The following is a 15670-nucleotide window of genomic DNA, read 5'->3' as shown; positions in this document are numbered from 1 at the left end:
GAGGGTGTCCGAGGGAGGGACAGAATCGGGTGCAGCTACTACCGGCAGTGACAGGGCCAGAGTGAGGAGGAGGCAGCAGCTCATAACTCCAGGATGCGGACTTCGTGGTGGACGAGCTCCTTCGGGATGAGGGTGGGGAAGTAGGCCACCACTTCGCTGGGCTTAGGACGGCCACCGGAGAAACCCGTTACGCCAGGTGGCCCAGTGAGGATGAGCGGTGCTAACTCTCGCGTGAAGCGATCGACCGCTGCATAGTCAGGCGAGCGGACAGCGATTCGGAGCATGACCTCGTTGGGTTCTATCGGTTTCGCCAGAGGACCATGGCAAGCATTGTAGCCGACAAATTCCGTTCGGATTTCCTCAAACTGAAGTCCCAAGCGGCGCAATCGTTCGCGGAGGATGGCGTCGGCAGCCTGTGCCCGTTGGAGCGCTCCAGGGGCAGAGTACACCAAGGTTCCCACAGCCATGTAGCCAGCAGCGTAGCTAGCAGAGACCTTGTAGAAGGGTGTTGGTGGACGCCCTTTGATTCCAAAGACGCGGACGCGGTTATTGCCTAAGTCTTCTAACCGGATTGTGGTAAAGTCCGCGATACACTCAGGTGTGATGTACTCACGCGGATCCGCGATCTCGTAGAGGAGCTGCTCAGCAACGGTCTCACGGGTGACGGCTCCACCGGTTCCTTCGTGCTTCGTAACGATGAAGCTCCCATCAGGGTACGCTTCCACGATTGGAAAGCCCGGTTCCACGAGGTCCAAGGATGTCCAGTCTCCCAAGAAGTTCCCTCCGCTCGCCTGAGCCCCGCACTCTAAGATGTGTCCTGCTACGACACCGGCGGCGAGGAGGTCATAGTCATCCTCCTTCCAGCCGAACTCGTAGATCATCGGTGCCAGGGTAATGCCAGTGTCGGTGGTGCGTCCAGTGACGACCACTTGAGCTCCTTGGCGCAGGGCTTCAACAATGGGGAAGGCCCCGAAGTAGGCATTGGCGCTTAAGAGACGGTCCCGAATTTCGCGCAAGGGCTGTCCCGTCTCCAAGTGACGGAATTCATAGCCAGCAGCCAAGAGCTCGTCAATGCGGGGCATCAAATCGTCGCCGAGGACGACACCGATGCGGAGCTGCCGTAGCCCTACGGAATGGGCGATCTTGACTAACTCCTCAGCAGCGGCCATGGGATTGACTCCGCCGCCATTCGTGATGAGCCGAATGTTGCGTTCTACCAAGTAAGGGGCGATGTCTCGGAAGACCGTGAGCAGATCTCGTGCATACCCAAGCCGAGGATCACGCTGCCGTTGCTTCTGGAGGATGGACATCGTAACCTCGGCTAGGTAGTCCATCACGAGGTAGTCAATTGGACCACGGGTTACCTGCAGGAGAGGAGCCAAGAGCCAATCACCCCAAAACCCTTGACCGGAAGCTATGCGAATCGGGGAGCGCATGGGTTGGTTACAAAGCTAGGTAGCAATACTGCAGTTTACCAGAACTGCAAAGTTGCTCAGTAGGCGGAGCTATCGGTTTTGTGTAATATTGCTGTCCAGCTCAGCCATATGGAGCGCTCTATGGGCAGTCTAGGGGAGCGACTGCGTGCGCGCCGGCAGGAGCTTGGTTTGAGCCTCTACGAAATTAGCCAGACCACCAAAATCCGGTTGCCGATCCTACAGGCACTGGAGGCCAACGAACTATCGGTCCTGCCTGCTGTGTACATGCGCCAGTTTGCGCGTCGGTATGGTGAGTTTCTGAACATCCCTCCTGAAGAGCTCCAACAGCTCTTGGAACAGCACTTCGGATCACTGAGGATTGTCCGTTCAGAACAGCCTTCCCGGAGCTACAGGAGATCGTCTGCTACACGCCGACAAAGCCGCTTCTGGGTAGCCCAAGCCCTCATCTATGGTGGACTGGTGGGGATAGTGGTAGCTGTGGTCTACTATTTCTTCTGGCCAGCAGAGCCCCAGCAGCAGGCACAGCAGGGTGGGGTTGAGGAAGTCATCGTCCATCCGGTGCGGTCTGTGCCAACAGCGGACCGGAAGGATACCATCTGGCGACTGCGCGCTGTAGCGCAGGATACGGTCTGGTTGAGCATCGTGGTAGACGGTAGACAGAGTGAGCAGGCACTTCTTCAGCCTGGACAGGAGCGGGAGTGGCTTGTAGGGAGGATAGCAATGCTCTCCGTCGGGAATGCGGGCGGTGTAGAGCTCTGGCGGAATGGTCAGCGATTGCCGCCGTTGGGGCCACCGGGGAGTGTCGTCCGTTCTGTACGAATTACCGCAGATTCGGTCTGGAGCTCTGCTACTCCGTCGTGGATCCAGGGCGACCTTCAGAAGAGGGATGTTGAGCAGCGTCCTGCAGTAGTGGTAGCAAAGCCTCGCCAGAAACCCGACACGGTTCCAGTCATTGCTCCAGCCCCACTACTCCTGCGTCAGCAGCAGCCTGAGCCTCCTCAGAGGCCGTTGCCACCACCGTGAGCGAGTCGGATACTGCCGTGGAGTGATCAGTAAGAGTGCCTTGTCGGGCGAACGGGAAGTCTCGGAAGGCAATTGGTAGAACCTCCTCTACGTGCCGCACGAACCGGATGTCGAGCCCTTCAACGATGGTAGGCCGGAGTTCTACGAGGTCCTTGTGGTTGTCCGCTGGCAGGATGACGGTGGCGATCCCTGCCCGCCGTGCTGCAAGGAGCTTTTCTGCCAAGCCTCCGACGGGCAGGATATCGCCATGGAGAGTGATCTCTCCGGTCATGGCAACATCTCCTCGGACAGGATGCCCGGTAGCAGCCGAGATGAGGGCTACTGTCATCGTAACGCCTGCAGAAGGACCGTCCTTCGGTATAGCCCCCTCTGGGATGTGGATGTGAATCTCCTTCCCGGTAGCAAAGCCGGTGGGAATCCCGAACCGCTCTGCGTTGGAGCGCACATATGAGACTGCAGCCATAGCGGATTCTTTCATCACCTCTCCCAGCTTGCCCGTTAACGTTAATTTCTCTGTACCGGGCATAAGGGTTGCCTCTACGGGCAGGAGCTCTCCTCCTACGCTCGTCCATGCAAGTCCTAACGCAATCCCAACCTTGTCGCGAAGGTCATGGCGGCGCTCAGAATACGGTGGGGCTTTCAGGTAGTTCGGGACAGCCTCCGCATCCACAATGATGCGCTGCTGTTGGAGGTAGCTCTGGAAGTCTGGGGAGTCAGCGAGGTTGCTCTGTTCTGCTTCTGCAGTTGAGAAGCCTTCGACGAGGCGGCGAGCAATTTTCCGGAGAATGGAGGCAATCTGCCGTTCGAGATTCCGAACTCCAGCTTCGCGGGTATACTCGCGGATGATTCGCAGGAGGGCTTTGTCGGTGAACTCGATGGGGAAGTGTGCCATCCCATACGTCTCCAACAGCCTCGGGATGATATGGCGGCGGGCGATCTCTAGCTTCTCGTCGTCCAGGTAGCTGTACAGCTCTATGACCTCCATCCGATCTAGCAGAGGGGTCGGGATGTCGTAGAGGACGTTGGCCGTGGCAATGAAGAGCACTTGGGACAGGTCGTAGTCGACTTCTAGGTAGTGGTCGTTGAAGGCGTGATTCTGCTCCGGGTCGAGGACCTCCAGTAGGGCTGCCGAGGGATCGCCGCGGAAGTCCATGGACATCTTGTCCACCTCATCGAGCAGGATGACGGGGTTGATCGTCCCGGCCTTCCGCATGGCCTGGATGATCCTCCCAGGCATTGCGCCGACGTACGTGCGGCGGTGTCCGCGAATCTCCGCCTCGTCGCGGACCCCACCCAGTGAAATCCGCACAAACCGACGTCCTAGCGCGCGGGCAATAGAGCGGGCCAGGGAGCTCTTCCCGACGCCTGGAGGGCCGACGAAGCAGAGAATCTGGGAGCGTACCAATCCCTTCAGGCGAGCAACGGCCAAGTACTCCAGAATCCGCTCTTTGGGACGCTCGAGGTCGTAGTGGTCTTCCTCCAAGATGCGGCGAACGTGCTCGATATCCAGGTTGTCTTCAGTGCGCTGGGACCACGGCAGAGAGGTTAGCCATTCTAGGTATGTGCGGATGACGGTGAACTCCGGCGAGATAGGTGGGGTCTTGCGGAGACGTTCGAATTCTTCCTCAGCCTTTGCCCGAACGTGCTCTGGCATTCCGGCCTGCTCGATGGATTCTCGGAGGGCAGCCAATTCTGGAAGGACTTCCTCTTCTTCACCGAGCTCACGCTGGAGTGCACGAATCTGCTCTTGGATGATGTAGCGTCGTTGGGCTCGAAGGATGGTGTCTTGTACCTTTTGGTCAATCTGTTGAGCAAGGCGCCGGACCTCCACTTCGGTCGTCAGGATACCCAAGAGCTCAAAATACTGATCCTTCAGGCGTTCCTTCTCTAGGATGCGCTGCTTAACCTCGATGCTCTGCTGGACGTGGGCAGCGGCGTAGAAGAGTCGGTGGACAGGGTTCTCCAAGTTCTCGTAGGCCACCCACAGTTCGTGAGGTTGCTGCGAAATTCGAAGGTACTCTTGGAAGAGTTCGTCGGCGCGGCGGACCATTGCCTGGAACTCTGGGTCGTCCTGAGGGATACGGGGGGTGATAATGCGGATGTTCGTCTCCATGTACTCGCCTTTGTGGAAAGGCTCTTTAATCCGGGCCTGGTAGAGGCCCTCAACGAGTACCTTCAGAATCGGCTGGTTAGGGAGGCGCTGGACTTGGAGGATGCGGGCAACCGTACCGTGGGGATAGAGGTCTTCAAAGTCTGGGTCTTCCACCATCGGATCGCGTTGGGCGACCAGCAGGAGGACGCGTTTCCGTTCCAGCGCTTTCGCTACAGCCCGGACTGACGGTGCTCGGCCAACCACGATAGGGAAGAGCATGAAAGGGTAGATGACGATGTCCCGTAGCGGTAAGACGGGCAGGGGCTTTGGAATCTCTGAGGGTTTCAGGACGTTTTCCGTCGTTTCGGGAGCGAAGAGATCCTCAAAGGTCTGCGCCATTCGGCTTTCGTAGAGTGATTCACATGCGTACGATAAGACGCCTGGTGAAGGGAAGGGATTGCATCGGAGCGGCTCCGAGTAACTTTGCATGTTATCCAATAGTACGCCCTTCCGCATGGGCTGCTGGTTGGCTACCGTGATAGTTGTAGGTCTACTCACGAGGGGATTCGTTGCTCGGGGACAGGGGTGGATTCTGCAGGAAGATGTTCGTGAGCGACTTCAACAGGCATTAGTGGAGGAAGCGCAGGGAGTTGTCTGGCAAGCGGAAGAGTTGGCGCGGTCGATTGACCCTACGGTTGTCAGCGTACATGAGTGGGCAAGCTTTGTTGCGACCAGGAGTCTGCTGCGGCAAGGATTGTGGCGGCAGGGGTCCGAGGCGTTGGCAACATTGCTGGTAGAAGCGCCGCTCTCTTCACTGCGGCCGTGGATACTGCAATGGGCCGGGATTGCAGCCTTTCACCTCCAGCAGTACGAGGAGGCGCTACGTTGGTGGGATTCTGCATTGGCTGGGTTTCGGAGCATCCCTGACACAACCTTGCAGCTGTCGGTAATGTCTACGGTGGAGTACTGGTATTTCCTCGCCCTCCTCCATCTAGGACAGTACCGTCGAGCCGACACCCTGGCGGCGCGGTACGTGCAGCAGTATCCATCGTCACAGTTTGCTGATGATGTCTTGTTATTCTGGGCGTTCCTCGCAGAGCTGGAACAACAGTACCGACAAGCAGCTCAGCGGCTGCAATTGCTGCGACAGACGTACCCATGTCATACGGCGACTCTGACTGCCTTTGCCCGTGAGGCGTACGTGCGCCTTATCCTCCGGGAGTTCGCCCAGGCGTTGGAGTTGACAGAAGGCCTCCAGCTCCTCATCGAACGCCTGCGGAGAGGAGAGCCCGTACGGCAGGGCTGCGAGCCATTCCGATCCTTCGAAGTTCAAGAGCAGGAGTTACTGTACGTTCGAGCAGAAGCTTACCTTCAGCGTGAGCAGTGGGAGGCTGCTCAGCAGTACTTTGACGAGCTCCTGCGGCGCTATCCGCAGGGCTTTTTGGCAGACCGTGCCCGCTTTCAGAAGGCGTGGATCGACCTGCGACGAGGGAAATCGGAAGAGGCACTTCAGCAGTTGAAAGCGCTGCGCGGTAGCTCAGATCGGCTCGTGACGTCCCTCGCTCGTCTCTATGTACCGTCAGCCCTCAAGGCTCTCGGAGATACCGCAGCAGCTCGGCAGGAGCTTCTAGAATTGAGCCTGCAGCGGGACTTCCCGTATCCGGCGAGGGTCCTGCTGGAGTTGGGGCAGCTCAGCTACGAGGCAGCCCAGTACCGGAATGCGCGGCTCCAGTTAGAGCAGGCTCTCCGGGAGGCCACCGATGCGGTGACAACGCTCCAGATCCTGGTCCTTCTCGGCTCGGTGTATCAGCAACTGGAACAGTGGGAGCAGGCCCTACGTACGTTCCGGACTGCAGAGCAAATGCTTCAGCAAGCCGATACCCTCTTGGTGCCGAGGTGGCGCGCATACCGAGAGCGAGCCCTCTTGGGAGCAGCAACATCACTTCTTATGCTCCACCGTCCAGGAGAGGCGATAGCACCGCTGGAGCGGCTTGTTGGGGAAGACCTTGCCGCAGCGCTACAGCCCGATGAGATTCTCTTCTGGCTGGCCGAAGCCTACTATCGGGTGGGACAGATAGAGCGAGCTCTCCAGACGTTTGAGCGCGTTCTGCTGCGGTACCCGCAGAGTCCACGTCGAGAGGAGGCCCTGTATGGGACAGCATGGTGTGCCTTTCGGATGCAGCAGATGGAGCGTGCTGCCTTCTGGTTCGAACGCCTCCTCAGCGAATTTCCTCAGACACGCTATGCACCCGAAGCATACGTTCGTCGCGCCGACGCACTCTACCTGCTACGGCAGTACCGTCAGGCAGCTACAGTCTATTGGGAGCTAGCGCAGCGGTTTCCGAAGACTCCCGAGGGGGAGTATGCAGCCTACCAGTATGGCTACGTCCTCTATCGCCTCCGCGACTATGCAGCTGCAGAACGAGCGTTCCGGTACTTCGCACGGACCTATCCGACGTCTTCTCTGGCTGACGAAGCGCTCTACTTCCTTGGGTGGCTGGCCTTCCAGCAGCAACAGTATGGAGAAGCCGTTGAGCGTTTCCGGAACCTCTTGCAGAGCTACCCAAATTCGCCATTGGCGGCGCGGACATGGTTTGCCATCGGCAATGCGTACTACAACATGGAGCAGTGGCACGAAGCGCTCCAGGCATACCGCACTGTCGTCGAACGTTACCCTAGTAGTCCGTATGCTGTAGAGGCTGTCAAGAGCGTCCAGTACTGTCTACTGGCCTTGGGCCAGACCGAGGAAGCATATCGCTGGGCTGATTCCATCGCGCAGCGGTATCCAGCAACGCGCCTAGAAGAAGAAGCCCGACTGAAGAGAGCAGAACTCCTCTTCACTCAGCGACAGTACGGTGCTGCTCTGCAGGAGTATCGGGACTTTGCTCAGCGCTATCCGTACAGCGAGCGGACGCCGGAAGCGCTCTATTGGGCTTTCCGCAGCGCTCTCGCGTTAGGTGAGCTAGAGGCAGCACGACGGTTCAGCGAGCAGCTTCAGCAGAACTACCCTCAGCTCCGGTATGCTGCGCAGACTCTCCTAGAGCTGGCTCACGAAGAGGCACGCCGTGATCCTGTGGTGGCTGATCGGCTGTACCAGCGCGTGGAGCAGAAGGGAGACAGTGTACAACGTGCGGAGGCAGTCTTCCGTCGTGGGACGTTGGCGTATGTACGTGGCGACACCATGGCTGCGCTGGGCTTCTGGCATCGAGCCATTGCGGAGTATCCGACTACGGAAGTCTCTGCCCAAGCACGGTATCAAGTGGCACTCTACTGGCGGAGCCGCGAACGGTATGACTCTGTGCGGAGCTACCTAACACCGTTAGCGCTGCGGAGCGATGACTTGGGGGCGGAAGCCCTCTACTACGTCGGGGAAGCGTGGATGCGAGAAGGGCGGTGCGATAGTGCCGTTATTGCATTCCGCCAACTCCAAACCAGCCACCAAGGAAAAGAAAACTGGTACTCCCTCAGCCTCCTACAGGCCGGAGAGTGCTACGAGCAGATGAGGAACCCACAAGCGGCCATGGAGCTCTACCGCGTCTTGTTGACCCTTCGTCCAAACGATGAGTACGGTCGGATTGCACGGAGTCGTCTCAACCGAATGCAGCGGAGGAACCCGTGATGCGTCTGCTGTTGGGCTTTTGGGGAATGCTGGTATTGGGACTGGTGCTATTTGCCCAGGTGCCTCCGCCGCTCGAGCTTCCGGAGGTTGTGATCGTCGGACAGGAGGAGCGCCGTATCCCAGGCGGGGCTAAACAACCACCTGCACCTCCGAATCCCCTTCCACGGCAACTTCTGGACACGCTCAACCCGACTGCAAAGCATACCCTCATGGAGTTCTTTCCAAAGCCGGAACTCCCAAACGCTCTTACTCTGCCCTCGACCGTCCACAGCTTCGTTGAGGGGAGGCTAGGGCAGTATACGACCATTGGCATTAAAGCTTTTAGCCAGTGGGGGCTTCGCGAAGGGAAAGTAATAGCTGCAGTTGATGGGAGTACTACTGCAGGACACGTAGCATTCGCGGATTCAACTAGTGTATTGCTCAGGGGACAGGCGCAGTTCCGCTTACCGTCAGCGTTGTGGTTCTTTCAGAATGCAGCTGCTACGGTAGACTTCTCAGCTCACTGGAATCGCTATCGCCTCTTCGGGGACTCTCTTCCAGTGCGCCGGTCACTGCTCCGTTTCGGTGGGGGAGGGGAACTCGGGGGTAGGATAGAGGATTTGCGGTACCGAGTTGGGGCAGAGTTGTTTATGAGTTCGCTCTCCCAGGCCAGCGTAGGGCAAAGTGAGCAGCAGCTTCAGGTAGAGGTCCAGGCGGTCTACCCTTCAGCATCGGTTTCGAACGTTGGGATTCGAAGCCTACTGGATCTGCGACTATGGGGGGAGGAGACGCAAATCTTCAGCGAGTTTGGCCTTGCAGCAGCATGGGCACCTCAGGCAACCCTGTACCTCCAGGGAGTTGTGGGGATACAGCTAGCGAGAGCATACACAGGAGCTTCCTTCTTCTTCCCGGTCTTAGAGGGCACAGTGCAATACCGGCTTAGTGAAGGCTGGCGAGTGTTGGCGAGAGGGTGGTCACGTATCCACCCAGGGGGATGGCGGGAGATATGGCAGACGAATCCATACGCTAGCACAAACAGCATGCCGACTTTTCCACATGAACGTCTGGGGGTTAGCATAGGGGCGGAGTGGAGTCCGTCGGCTCTTTGGAGTATGGAAGTCTCAGCACGGGCTCGTTCAGTGAGACGATGGTGGAGCTGGCGTCCCGATAGCGTAGGATTCCTTCTTTGGGCACTCCCTGTAGAGGTAGTAGAACTAACAGCCCATGGGCTTGCGCAGCTTTCCGACGCTAACTTCGCTGGCGGGTCAGTGCTGCTTGGCCGTGCCAGAGCACACACACAAGGGTTCGTAGCATACTACGCTCCTCTCCAGCTCCGAGCGCGGTACGATCGGCAATGGCGCGCGGGACTGTGGAGCACTCTTGGCATAGAGATTGTAGGTTCACGACAGGTAGCTCCCGACAGGGAGTTGGCCGCATACGTTCGATTGTGGGGTGAGCTTCGGTATACAATCGTGCCAAGATTGCAGCTGACCCTGTTCGCGGACAATGCCCTCAATGCCGAGATTGTGCAGTGGCAGGGCTACCCAGAACGTGGCATCTTCGTTGGTGCAACGCTGCGGTGGGTATGGCAATGAAGCAGGACTACCGGCCAGAGGAAGCAACAGGGTTCGAGCCCGAAACAGATCGGGAGAGCTTTTTGCTGGAGAGCGCTCCCTACCCAGGAAGCCTTCCGTGGCAATCCCAGGATGTAGACCAGGGTGCAGGTGGTTTCTTCACACATGGCAGCGAATTGTCGCCCGAAGAGGTACTGCGGCTTGATGAGGAGCTCCGCCGAATCTTAGAGGAAGAGCTCCAGCGTTCAGCACAGCGACATCGAGCGCGTTCTGTGGCTGGAATACCTGTACCTCCGAGCAAGCCAGTGTCCCACAGTGCTGCGCCTGTAGAGATAGACCTTGGGGAGCTACCGAAACATCCTTCTCAGCTCCAACTGCTCGTTGCACAGAAGGAATTACCGACAACACCACCAGCCATTACATCAAAGCCGCGCAAGGGTGCACAGTCACGTCGTGCTGTGCTCGTAGACCTCCTCCTCGTGCTCCTTGTCCTGGGTGGAGGAGCTCTTCTCTGGCACCTCGGAACGGCGCGCCGATGGGATGTTGTGCTTCTCGGAGGAACAGAGCTCGGGGAGGTGGAGCCCAAGGGGATTGGACAGCAGTACGGGCAACAGCATTCGGTGGATGCTCCATTTCGAGAGGTGGTGTGGGTAGATCCTGTGAGGGTCGAGGTCTTTTCGCCGTTATTGCAAACTGGTCTCCCAACAACAACACAGTCAGCAAAAACAAATCAACCACCAAGCCCCAAAAGCCCTAGACCTATGAGAGCTACGACAGTGGTGTTACGAAAAGCACCTCAGCATCTTCCAGCTCCGCTAGCACGAGGAGAGTCCCAGGATTGGTATGCTGTCCAAGTCTATGCCTCGCCTTCCCTGGATGATGCCAAGGAAGTGGCAGAGTACCTCCGCCGACAAGGAGCTCCAGCCGTTGTGGTCAGTGCCGTGAACATTCGAGGACAGACGTGGTGGCGCGTACGCTTTGGGCCGTATGCAACTCGTCTACAAGCTGAGCAAGCAGCTCTGCGCTTCGGAGCTACGAATGCCTGGATTGTGAGGGTCCAGTGAATGAAGATGCATACCTCTTACGAGCGGACGACCGTTCTGACCGTACGCATCCCCTGGGACCGCATCACTGCCCGTGCCTTTCTGCTGTCGCTCCTGCTGCATATCTGCATCTTCCTCCTCATGCTCAACGTACGATGGATTCCTGAGCCTCCACGACAGCTCGAGGCTCGCAGCATTCCCGTGGAGCTCTTGACCCTTGGGTGGGGTGAAGGCGAAAAACCAGCCGGTGGTAGTCTATCGCCAGAAGGTGCGGCGCGGAGGGCACGGCCAGCGCGCTCTCCGTTGGAGGATGCTCAGATAGCCTCTCGTTCCACACAGAGAGCCGGGGGTGTCACGGAGTCCGTGCATGCCATACCACGACCTGTTCCAGAGACGACGAAGGCTGCTACGAACTCGCCGGGAGAATCGGGAGGGGCAGCCGGTGTCCCAGAAAGGTCGGCTGAAGGCTCTGGACTAGGGCTCCAGGGCAGTGGGAGTGGCCGAGGTTTAGGGTTCGATATTCAGTGGGGAGGTGGGGGTAACCGAATTGTGGTCTACAGGGTTTTGCCGCAGTACCCGCGGGGACACAACGTTGGAGGGAGAGTGCGTCTGCGGTTTACTGTGCTGCCTGATGGTACTGTCGGAACGATCATCCCTGTCCAGCGCACGGATCCGGTGCTGGAGCGGGTGGCTGTAGAGGCGCTGCGTCAGTGGCGTTTCAATCCCCTGCCGACCCAGATGGAGATGGTCGGCATTATCACCTTTGCCTTTGAGCTGGAATAGCCTGACGATGAAGAGCCTCTGATGTACCGAGTTGGGATTATCGGCACGGGATACGTAGGTCTGGTTACGGGACTCTGTTTTGCTGAGACGGGGAACGAAGTCATCTGTGTCGACGTGGATGCTGCGAAGATTGAACGCCTACGGAGTGGTGAAATCCCTTTCTACGAGCCTGGCCTTCAGGCCTTGTTGAGCAGAAACCTACAGAAGCAGCGCGTTAGCTTCACCACCGAATTATCCGAAGCAGCCGCCAACTGTGATGTTCTCATGCTGTGCTTGCCGACCCCTTCGCAGGAAGATGGCTCTGCAGATGTTCGGCGTGTCTTCGCTGTAGCTCGGGAGCTCATAGAGTACTACCGGCAGTTCCCACCGGAGGGGCGCCGCTTGCTGGTGACGAAGAGTACAGTACCTCCCGGAACAACACGGCAATTGGCAGAGCTCTTCCACCGAGAGCTTCCCACTGTCCAGATCACCGTCGCTTCCAACCCTGAATTCCTTAGCCAGGGTTCTGCCGTAGAGAACTTCATGAAGCCAGAGCGGGTCATCATCGGTACTCGTGATCCCTGGGCTGCTACGGTGTTGCGGACCCTCTACGAACCCTTTGTGCGGACTGGCAACCCGATCTATGTGATGGATGAGACCAGCGCTGAGGTTGTCAAGTACGCTTCAAATGCCTTTCTGGCGATGCGTGTGTCGTTCATGAATGAGCTATCGGCATACTGTGAGGCGATTGGAGCGGACATAGAACAGGTCCGTCTCGGAATGGGAGCCGATAGCCGAATTGGAAAGCGGTACCTCTTTGCTGGCTTGGGATATGGAGGAAGCTGCCTACCGAAGGATATCCGCGCTCTGGTGCAATCGGCGCGTTCGGTGGAGGTCCCCTTGGAGCTGATTCCGGCAGTGGCGAGGGTTAATGAGCGGCAGCTCCGGCGCTTTGTTGAGAAGATTCGTCGTCGATTCGGGTCCATCGACGGTAGAGTGCTTGCCCTCTGGGGAGTCGCCTTCAAGCCAAATACGGACGATATCCGCGAGGCTCCAGCACTGTACGTGATTGATGCGTTGCTGCAGGATGGGGGGCAGATTCGGGTCTACGATCCACAGGCGCTTGACAACCTTCGTCGGCTCTACGGAGAGAGACTCACTTACACTTCATCGGCTTACGAATGTGCGGAAGGGGCTGATGCCCTCATCATTGCTACAGAGTGGGCAGAATTTCGCAACCCGGATTTCCATCACCTCCGGCGTTGCCTCCGGCAGGCCATCATCTTTGACGGACGCAATCTCTTCTCCCCTCCAGAGATGCTGCGCCTTGGCTTTGAGTACCATAGCATTGGGCGTCCTTCGGTCTACCCCTTAGGCTCTCCGCAGGACGTCCGATAATGTAACACGTGGTACCAGTGTGTGACACCCATGGCGGCCATGGCGGGATCGAAGGTTGAGAGCAAGGAGGGGAGCTCCAAAAGACTTAGCCTTCCTGTGATTATCGGGCTGATGGGCGGAGCAGTAGCGCTGCAGGTAGTGGTCTTGGTGGTAGTCCTCCGAACGTTTGTGACTCCACCATCGGGACAATCCCTCCAGCAGCATGGCCACAAAGAGATCACAGCTGAGGCTACAGCCAACGTCCCAACCGGAGTGATTGTGCCAGTAGACGATCTGGTCGTCAACCCGCGTGGCTCCTCTTCTCGCTACGTTCTCGTGGCACTTGGCCTAGAAGTTGCAAATCCTAAGGAGGGAGAGCGTCTCCGTCGGGAGCTGATGATTCCCGTCCGTGACCGCATCATGTCGGTCGTGTCCTCGTACTCGGTAGAGGAACTCCAGACAGTAGGGATCCGGGATAGCCTAAGGATGCGAATCCGCCAGGAGCTGGAACTACTCCTGCCGGAGATTCACCTGCGAAATGTCTACTTCTCCAAGTTTGTTATCCAGTAAGCTACCTCCAGAATGCCGCCAGTGCTGAGTCAGCAAGAGATCGATGCCCTCTTGTCGTCTCTAGCGGGATGGTAGAAGTGGAATCCTTACTCCAGGAAGCCCCTAAGCAAGTCCTCCCCTATGACTTCCGTCGCCCTAACCGTATCTCTAAAGCCCAACTGCGATCGCTCCAGTCTATCCACGAGTCATTCGCTGAGACGGTGGCTTACCACTTACTGTCTCGGCTCCAAGCCCTGGCCTCATTGAGCGTGACCTCCGTAGACCAGCTCTTCTACTCCGAGTACTTGTTGTCATTACCTCGTCCGGGTTGCCTGTATGTGGCAGAGGTTGGGGGCTCTCAGCAACACATCATTTTGGAACTGAGCCAGCAGTTGGCATTAGTCATTGTAGAGCGTCTGCTTGGTGGGGAGGGCATCACTCCGCCCCCAAAGACGCGGTCTATTACGCCCATTGAACAGGCGGTGCTCAAAGGGGTAGTAGAGCACATGTGTCGTGTGCTGGAAGAGAGCTGGGCACCGACAGCGCCTTTGGAGTTTCGTCTGGTCCGAATGGAGACGGAGCCCGACTTCGTTCAAATTGCTTCTGCTTCTGAAATTGTGGTCGTCGTTAGTCTCCATTGGGATTCATTCTTACATGATGAGCCTCTGCTATCCGACATTCGCGTTAGAAGATGTCCTGAGCCGCTTGGAACGCCAACAAGTCACCCATGCTGCACACCCAGAGCAGCAGCAAGCCAATAGCGCTACCATTTTGGGACACCTACTGACCCTGCCACTGCAAGTGGCTGTACAGTTAGGCACTGCTACCATTACTGTCAAAGAGCTACTGCAGCTTCGCGTCGGAGATGTTCTGCGGCTGGATACACAGACGACAGACTTGTTGATGCTCTTCATTCAGGAGCAGCCTAAGCTGTGGGTGCGGCCAGGCAGTGTCACTGGCCGACGGGCTGTTCAGATTGTACGCCCAATCGATCCGAGCGAGATCATGTGAGGGTAGTGGACAATGCCAGAGCAAGAGTCTATCGCTCCAGAAATCCCTGAGTCGGGGACAGCACAGCCCTCCACTGGTGGAGAAGCTCCAAAGGAGGGGTTCACCCCCCAGGAGAGTGCTCAACTGGGTGGAGAAGTACGGGGACTCAAAGCTGAAGAATTCCTGCACGATCCCAAGCTAGAGCTTCTCTTCAGCATTCAGCTACCAGTATCAGTGGAGCTCGGCCGCACGATGATGTTCATCCGCGATATCCTTCGCTTGGGACGTGGCTCAGTCATAGAGTTTGAGCGCCTCATCACGGATCCTGTAGATGTGCTCGTCAACGGCAAGAAGATTGCCGAAGGGGAGGTGGTTGTCATAGACAAGCATTTCGGCATTCGGATTACAACTCTAGTGGAACCGGCAGAACGGTTGCACGGCCTGCGGAGGTAAAGGATGGACGAGGGGATGTTGATTCGCACAGTGCTGACCTTGGTAGGCTTCTTTGCAGTTTTAGGAGGCAGTTTTAGGAGCAGCCGCGTATGGGATCCGTCGGTGGGCACTGAGCGGAAGGAATACAGACGGGCCGCGGTTTCGGCTGCTAGCCCAGCTGCCTATGACGCCGAAGGCAATGCTATGTGCCGTCCGGGTAGGCGAGGAAGTCCTCCTCGGCGTCGCTGAGCACAGCATTAGTCTTCTCCGGCAATACACAGTAGAAGAGTGGGAAGCAGCCAAAGTTGCCGGATCATCCCCCACGAACCCACTGCAACTATTGTGGCCTAGTCGTATTTCAGCCGGGACATTCGATGAGCAACGGTGGCAATGTAGCCGTCAGAACCGACCACGAGGTATAGCTGAGTAAGCTTGGCCCCTTTTTGGCGAAGCAAAGCTGCAATCTTTCGGTGGAGAACTTCAACCTCGTCCTCCTTCCATTCCAAGAGTCGACAGAGCGCTCGGACAATCTCTTTCGGTACCTGTTTCAGGAGCACAGTCGAGAAAAAGCCTCTGAATCTGACGGGATTGCTTGCATGTTAGCCGGAAGCTGAAGCCATCCCGACAATGCAACAGCTTTGCGAAGAGGAGTAGTAGGGCGACGAATTCGCGAGGTACTCCGCGTTGCTTCATCCGAACTTGAGCATGTCGTGTGAGGTGTAGCATCGCTGGACTACCGTGTCAGTTCCTCACGGAAGCATGGCAAAATCTGGTGCCAACCACGCAGTGCAATC

At 57.6% G+C, this 15670-nt stretch carries 12 protein-coding genes; 10 read left to right on the top strand and 2 right to left on the bottom strand.

Annotated elements, in window-relative coordinates; genetic code table 11:
* Window positions 1–80: 80 nt before the first annotated feature.
* Complete coding sequence (locus NZ960_03300) at window positions 81–1436, bottom strand: DUF1446 domain-containing protein (protein ID MCS7176642.1); 1356 nt, start codon at window positions 1434–1436, stop codon at window positions 81–83.
* A 120-nt stretch (window positions 1437–1556) separates the two neighbouring features.
* Between NZ960_03300 and NZ960_03295 the strand changes: the two genes are divergently transcribed.
* Entirely contained in the window at window positions 1557–2459 is a 903-nt protein-coding gene (locus NZ960_03295; protein ID MCS7176641.1) for a DUF4115 domain-containing protein, read from the top strand.
* Here the strand turns inward: NZ960_03295 and lon are convergent.
* Complete coding sequence (lon, locus tag NZ960_03290; GenBank protein MCS7176640.1) at window positions 2386–5067, bottom strand: endopeptidase La; 2682 nt, start codon at window positions 5065–5067, stop codon at window positions 2386–2388. The genes NZ960_03295 and lon overlap by 74 nt on opposite strands.
* Here lon and NZ960_03285 point away from each other — a divergent pair.
* The 9 genes from NZ960_03285 to fliN all read left to right on the top strand — a co-directional run bounded on the left by NZ960_03285 (window position 5066) and on the right by fliN (window position 14897).
* On the top strand, window positions 5066–8170 hold the full coding sequence (locus NZ960_03285) for a tetratricopeptide repeat protein (GenBank protein MCS7176639.1): 3105 nt from the start codon (window positions 5066–5068) through the stop codon (window positions 8168–8170). The two genes, lon and NZ960_03285, sit on opposite strands and share 2 nt — an antisense overlap.
* The gene (locus tag NZ960_03280) at window positions 8170–9744 is read left to right on the top strand and encodes a hypothetical protein (protein MCS7176638.1); all 1575 of its coding nucleotides are present in this window, start codon (window positions 8170–8172) and stop codon (window positions 9742–9744) included. The genes NZ960_03285 and NZ960_03280 overlap by 1 nt, the downstream gene beginning before the upstream one ends.
* The gene (locus NZ960_03275; GenBank protein ID MCS7176637.1) at window positions 9741–10787 is read left to right on the top strand and encodes an SPOR domain-containing protein; all 1047 of its coding nucleotides are present in this window, start codon (window positions 9741–9743) and stop codon (window positions 10785–10787) included. Before NZ960_03280 ends, NZ960_03275 begins: the two co-directional genes overlap by 4 nt.
* Window positions 10788–11549 carry a TonB family protein gene (locus NZ960_03270; GenBank protein ID MCS7176636.1) on the top strand — a complete coding sequence of 254 codons (762 nt, stop codon included), beginning with the start codon at window positions 10788–10790 and terminating at the stop codon, window positions 11547–11549.
* A gap of 21 nt (window positions 11550–11570) precedes the next feature.
* Window positions 11571–12926: a UDP-glucose/GDP-mannose dehydrogenase family protein gene (locus NZ960_03265; GenBank protein MCS7176635.1), complete on the top strand. Its 1356-nt coding sequence runs from the start codon at window positions 11571–11573 to the stop codon at window positions 12924–12926.
* Between the two features lie 39 nt (window positions 12927–12965).
* Window positions 12966–13475 (top strand): flagellar basal body-associated FliL family protein, encoded by a 510-nt coding sequence (locus NZ960_03260; GenBank protein MCS7176634.1) that lies wholly within the window; start codon window positions 12966–12968, stop codon window positions 13473–13475.
* Window positions 13476–13543: 68 nt separating this feature from the next.
* Entirely contained in the window at window positions 13544–14215 is a 672-nt protein-coding gene (locus tag NZ960_03255; protein ID MCS7176633.1) for a hypothetical protein, read from the top strand.
* On the top strand, window positions 14112–14465 hold the full coding sequence (locus NZ960_03250; protein ID MCS7176632.1) for a FliM/FliN family flagellar motor switch protein: 354 nt from the start codon (window positions 14112–14114) through the stop codon (window positions 14463–14465). The genes NZ960_03255 and NZ960_03250 overlap by 104 nt, the downstream gene beginning before the upstream one ends.
* Window positions 14466–14477: 12 nt before the next feature.
* Entirely contained in the window at window positions 14478–14897 is a 420-nt protein-coding gene (gene fliN, locus NZ960_03245) for a flagellar motor switch protein FliN (GenBank protein ID MCS7176631.1), read from the top strand.
* Window positions 14898–15670 lie beyond the last annotated feature (773 nt).

Origin of the sequence: Candidatus Kapaibacterium sp. (genome assembly GCA_025059875.1) — a bacterium.
Classification (GTDB): domain Bacteria; phylum Bacteroidota; class Ignavibacteria; order Kapaibacteriales; family HRBIN21; genus HRBIN21.
The sequence above is the reverse complement of the archived record's forward strand: the minus strand, read 5'-3'. Positions and strand labels throughout refer to the sequence as shown.

What these genes read in the sequence shown, in the direction of transcription:
- NZ960_03270 (MCS7176636.1), top strand. Translation starts at nt 10,788, where the DNA reads ATGAAGATGCATACCTCTTACGAGCGGACGACCGTTCTGACCGTACGC.
- NZ960_03275 (MCS7176637.1), top strand. Translation starts at nt 9,741, where the DNA reads ATGAAGCAGGACTACCGGCCAGAGGAAGCAACAGGGTTCGAGCCCGAA.
- fliN (MCS7176631.1), top strand. Translation starts at nt 14,478, where the DNA reads ATGCCAGAGCAAGAGTCTATCGCTCCAGAAATCCCTGAGTCGGGGACA.
- NZ960_03285 (MCS7176639.1), top strand. Translation starts at nt 5,066, where the DNA reads ATGGGCTGCTGGTTGGCTACCGTGATAGTTGTAGGTCTACTCACGAGG.
- NZ960_03265 (MCS7176635.1), top strand. Translation starts at nt 11,571, where the DNA reads ATGTACCGAGTTGGGATTATCGGCACGGGATACGTAGGTCTGGTTACG.
- NZ960_03260 (MCS7176634.1), top strand. Translation starts at nt 12,966, where the DNA reads ATGGCGGGATCGAAGGTTGAGAGCAAGGAGGGGAGCTCCAAAAGACTT.
- NZ960_03250 (MCS7176632.1), top strand. Translation starts at nt 14,112, where the DNA reads ATGAGCCTCTGCTATCCGACATTCGCGTTAGAAGATGTCCTGAGCCGC.
- NZ960_03280 (MCS7176638.1), top strand. Translation starts at nt 8,170, where the DNA reads ATGCGTCTGCTGTTGGGCTTTTGGGGAATGCTGGTATTGGGACTGGTG.
- lon (MCS7176640.1), bottom strand. Translation starts at nt 5,067, where the DNA reads ATGCGGAAGGGCGTACTATTGGATAACATGCAAAGTTACTCGGAGCCG.
- NZ960_03255 (MCS7176633.1), top strand. Translation starts at nt 13,544, where the DNA reads ATGGTAGAAGTGGAATCCTTACTCCAGGAAGCCCCTAAGCAAGTCCTC.
- NZ960_03300 (MCS7176642.1), bottom strand. Translation starts at nt 1,436, where the DNA reads ATGCGCTCCCCGATTCGCATAGCTTCCGGTCAAGGGTTTTGGGGTGAT.
- NZ960_03295 (MCS7176641.1), top strand. Translation starts at nt 1,557, where the DNA reads ATGGGCAGTCTAGGGGAGCGACTGCGTGCGCGCCGGCAGGAGCTTGGT.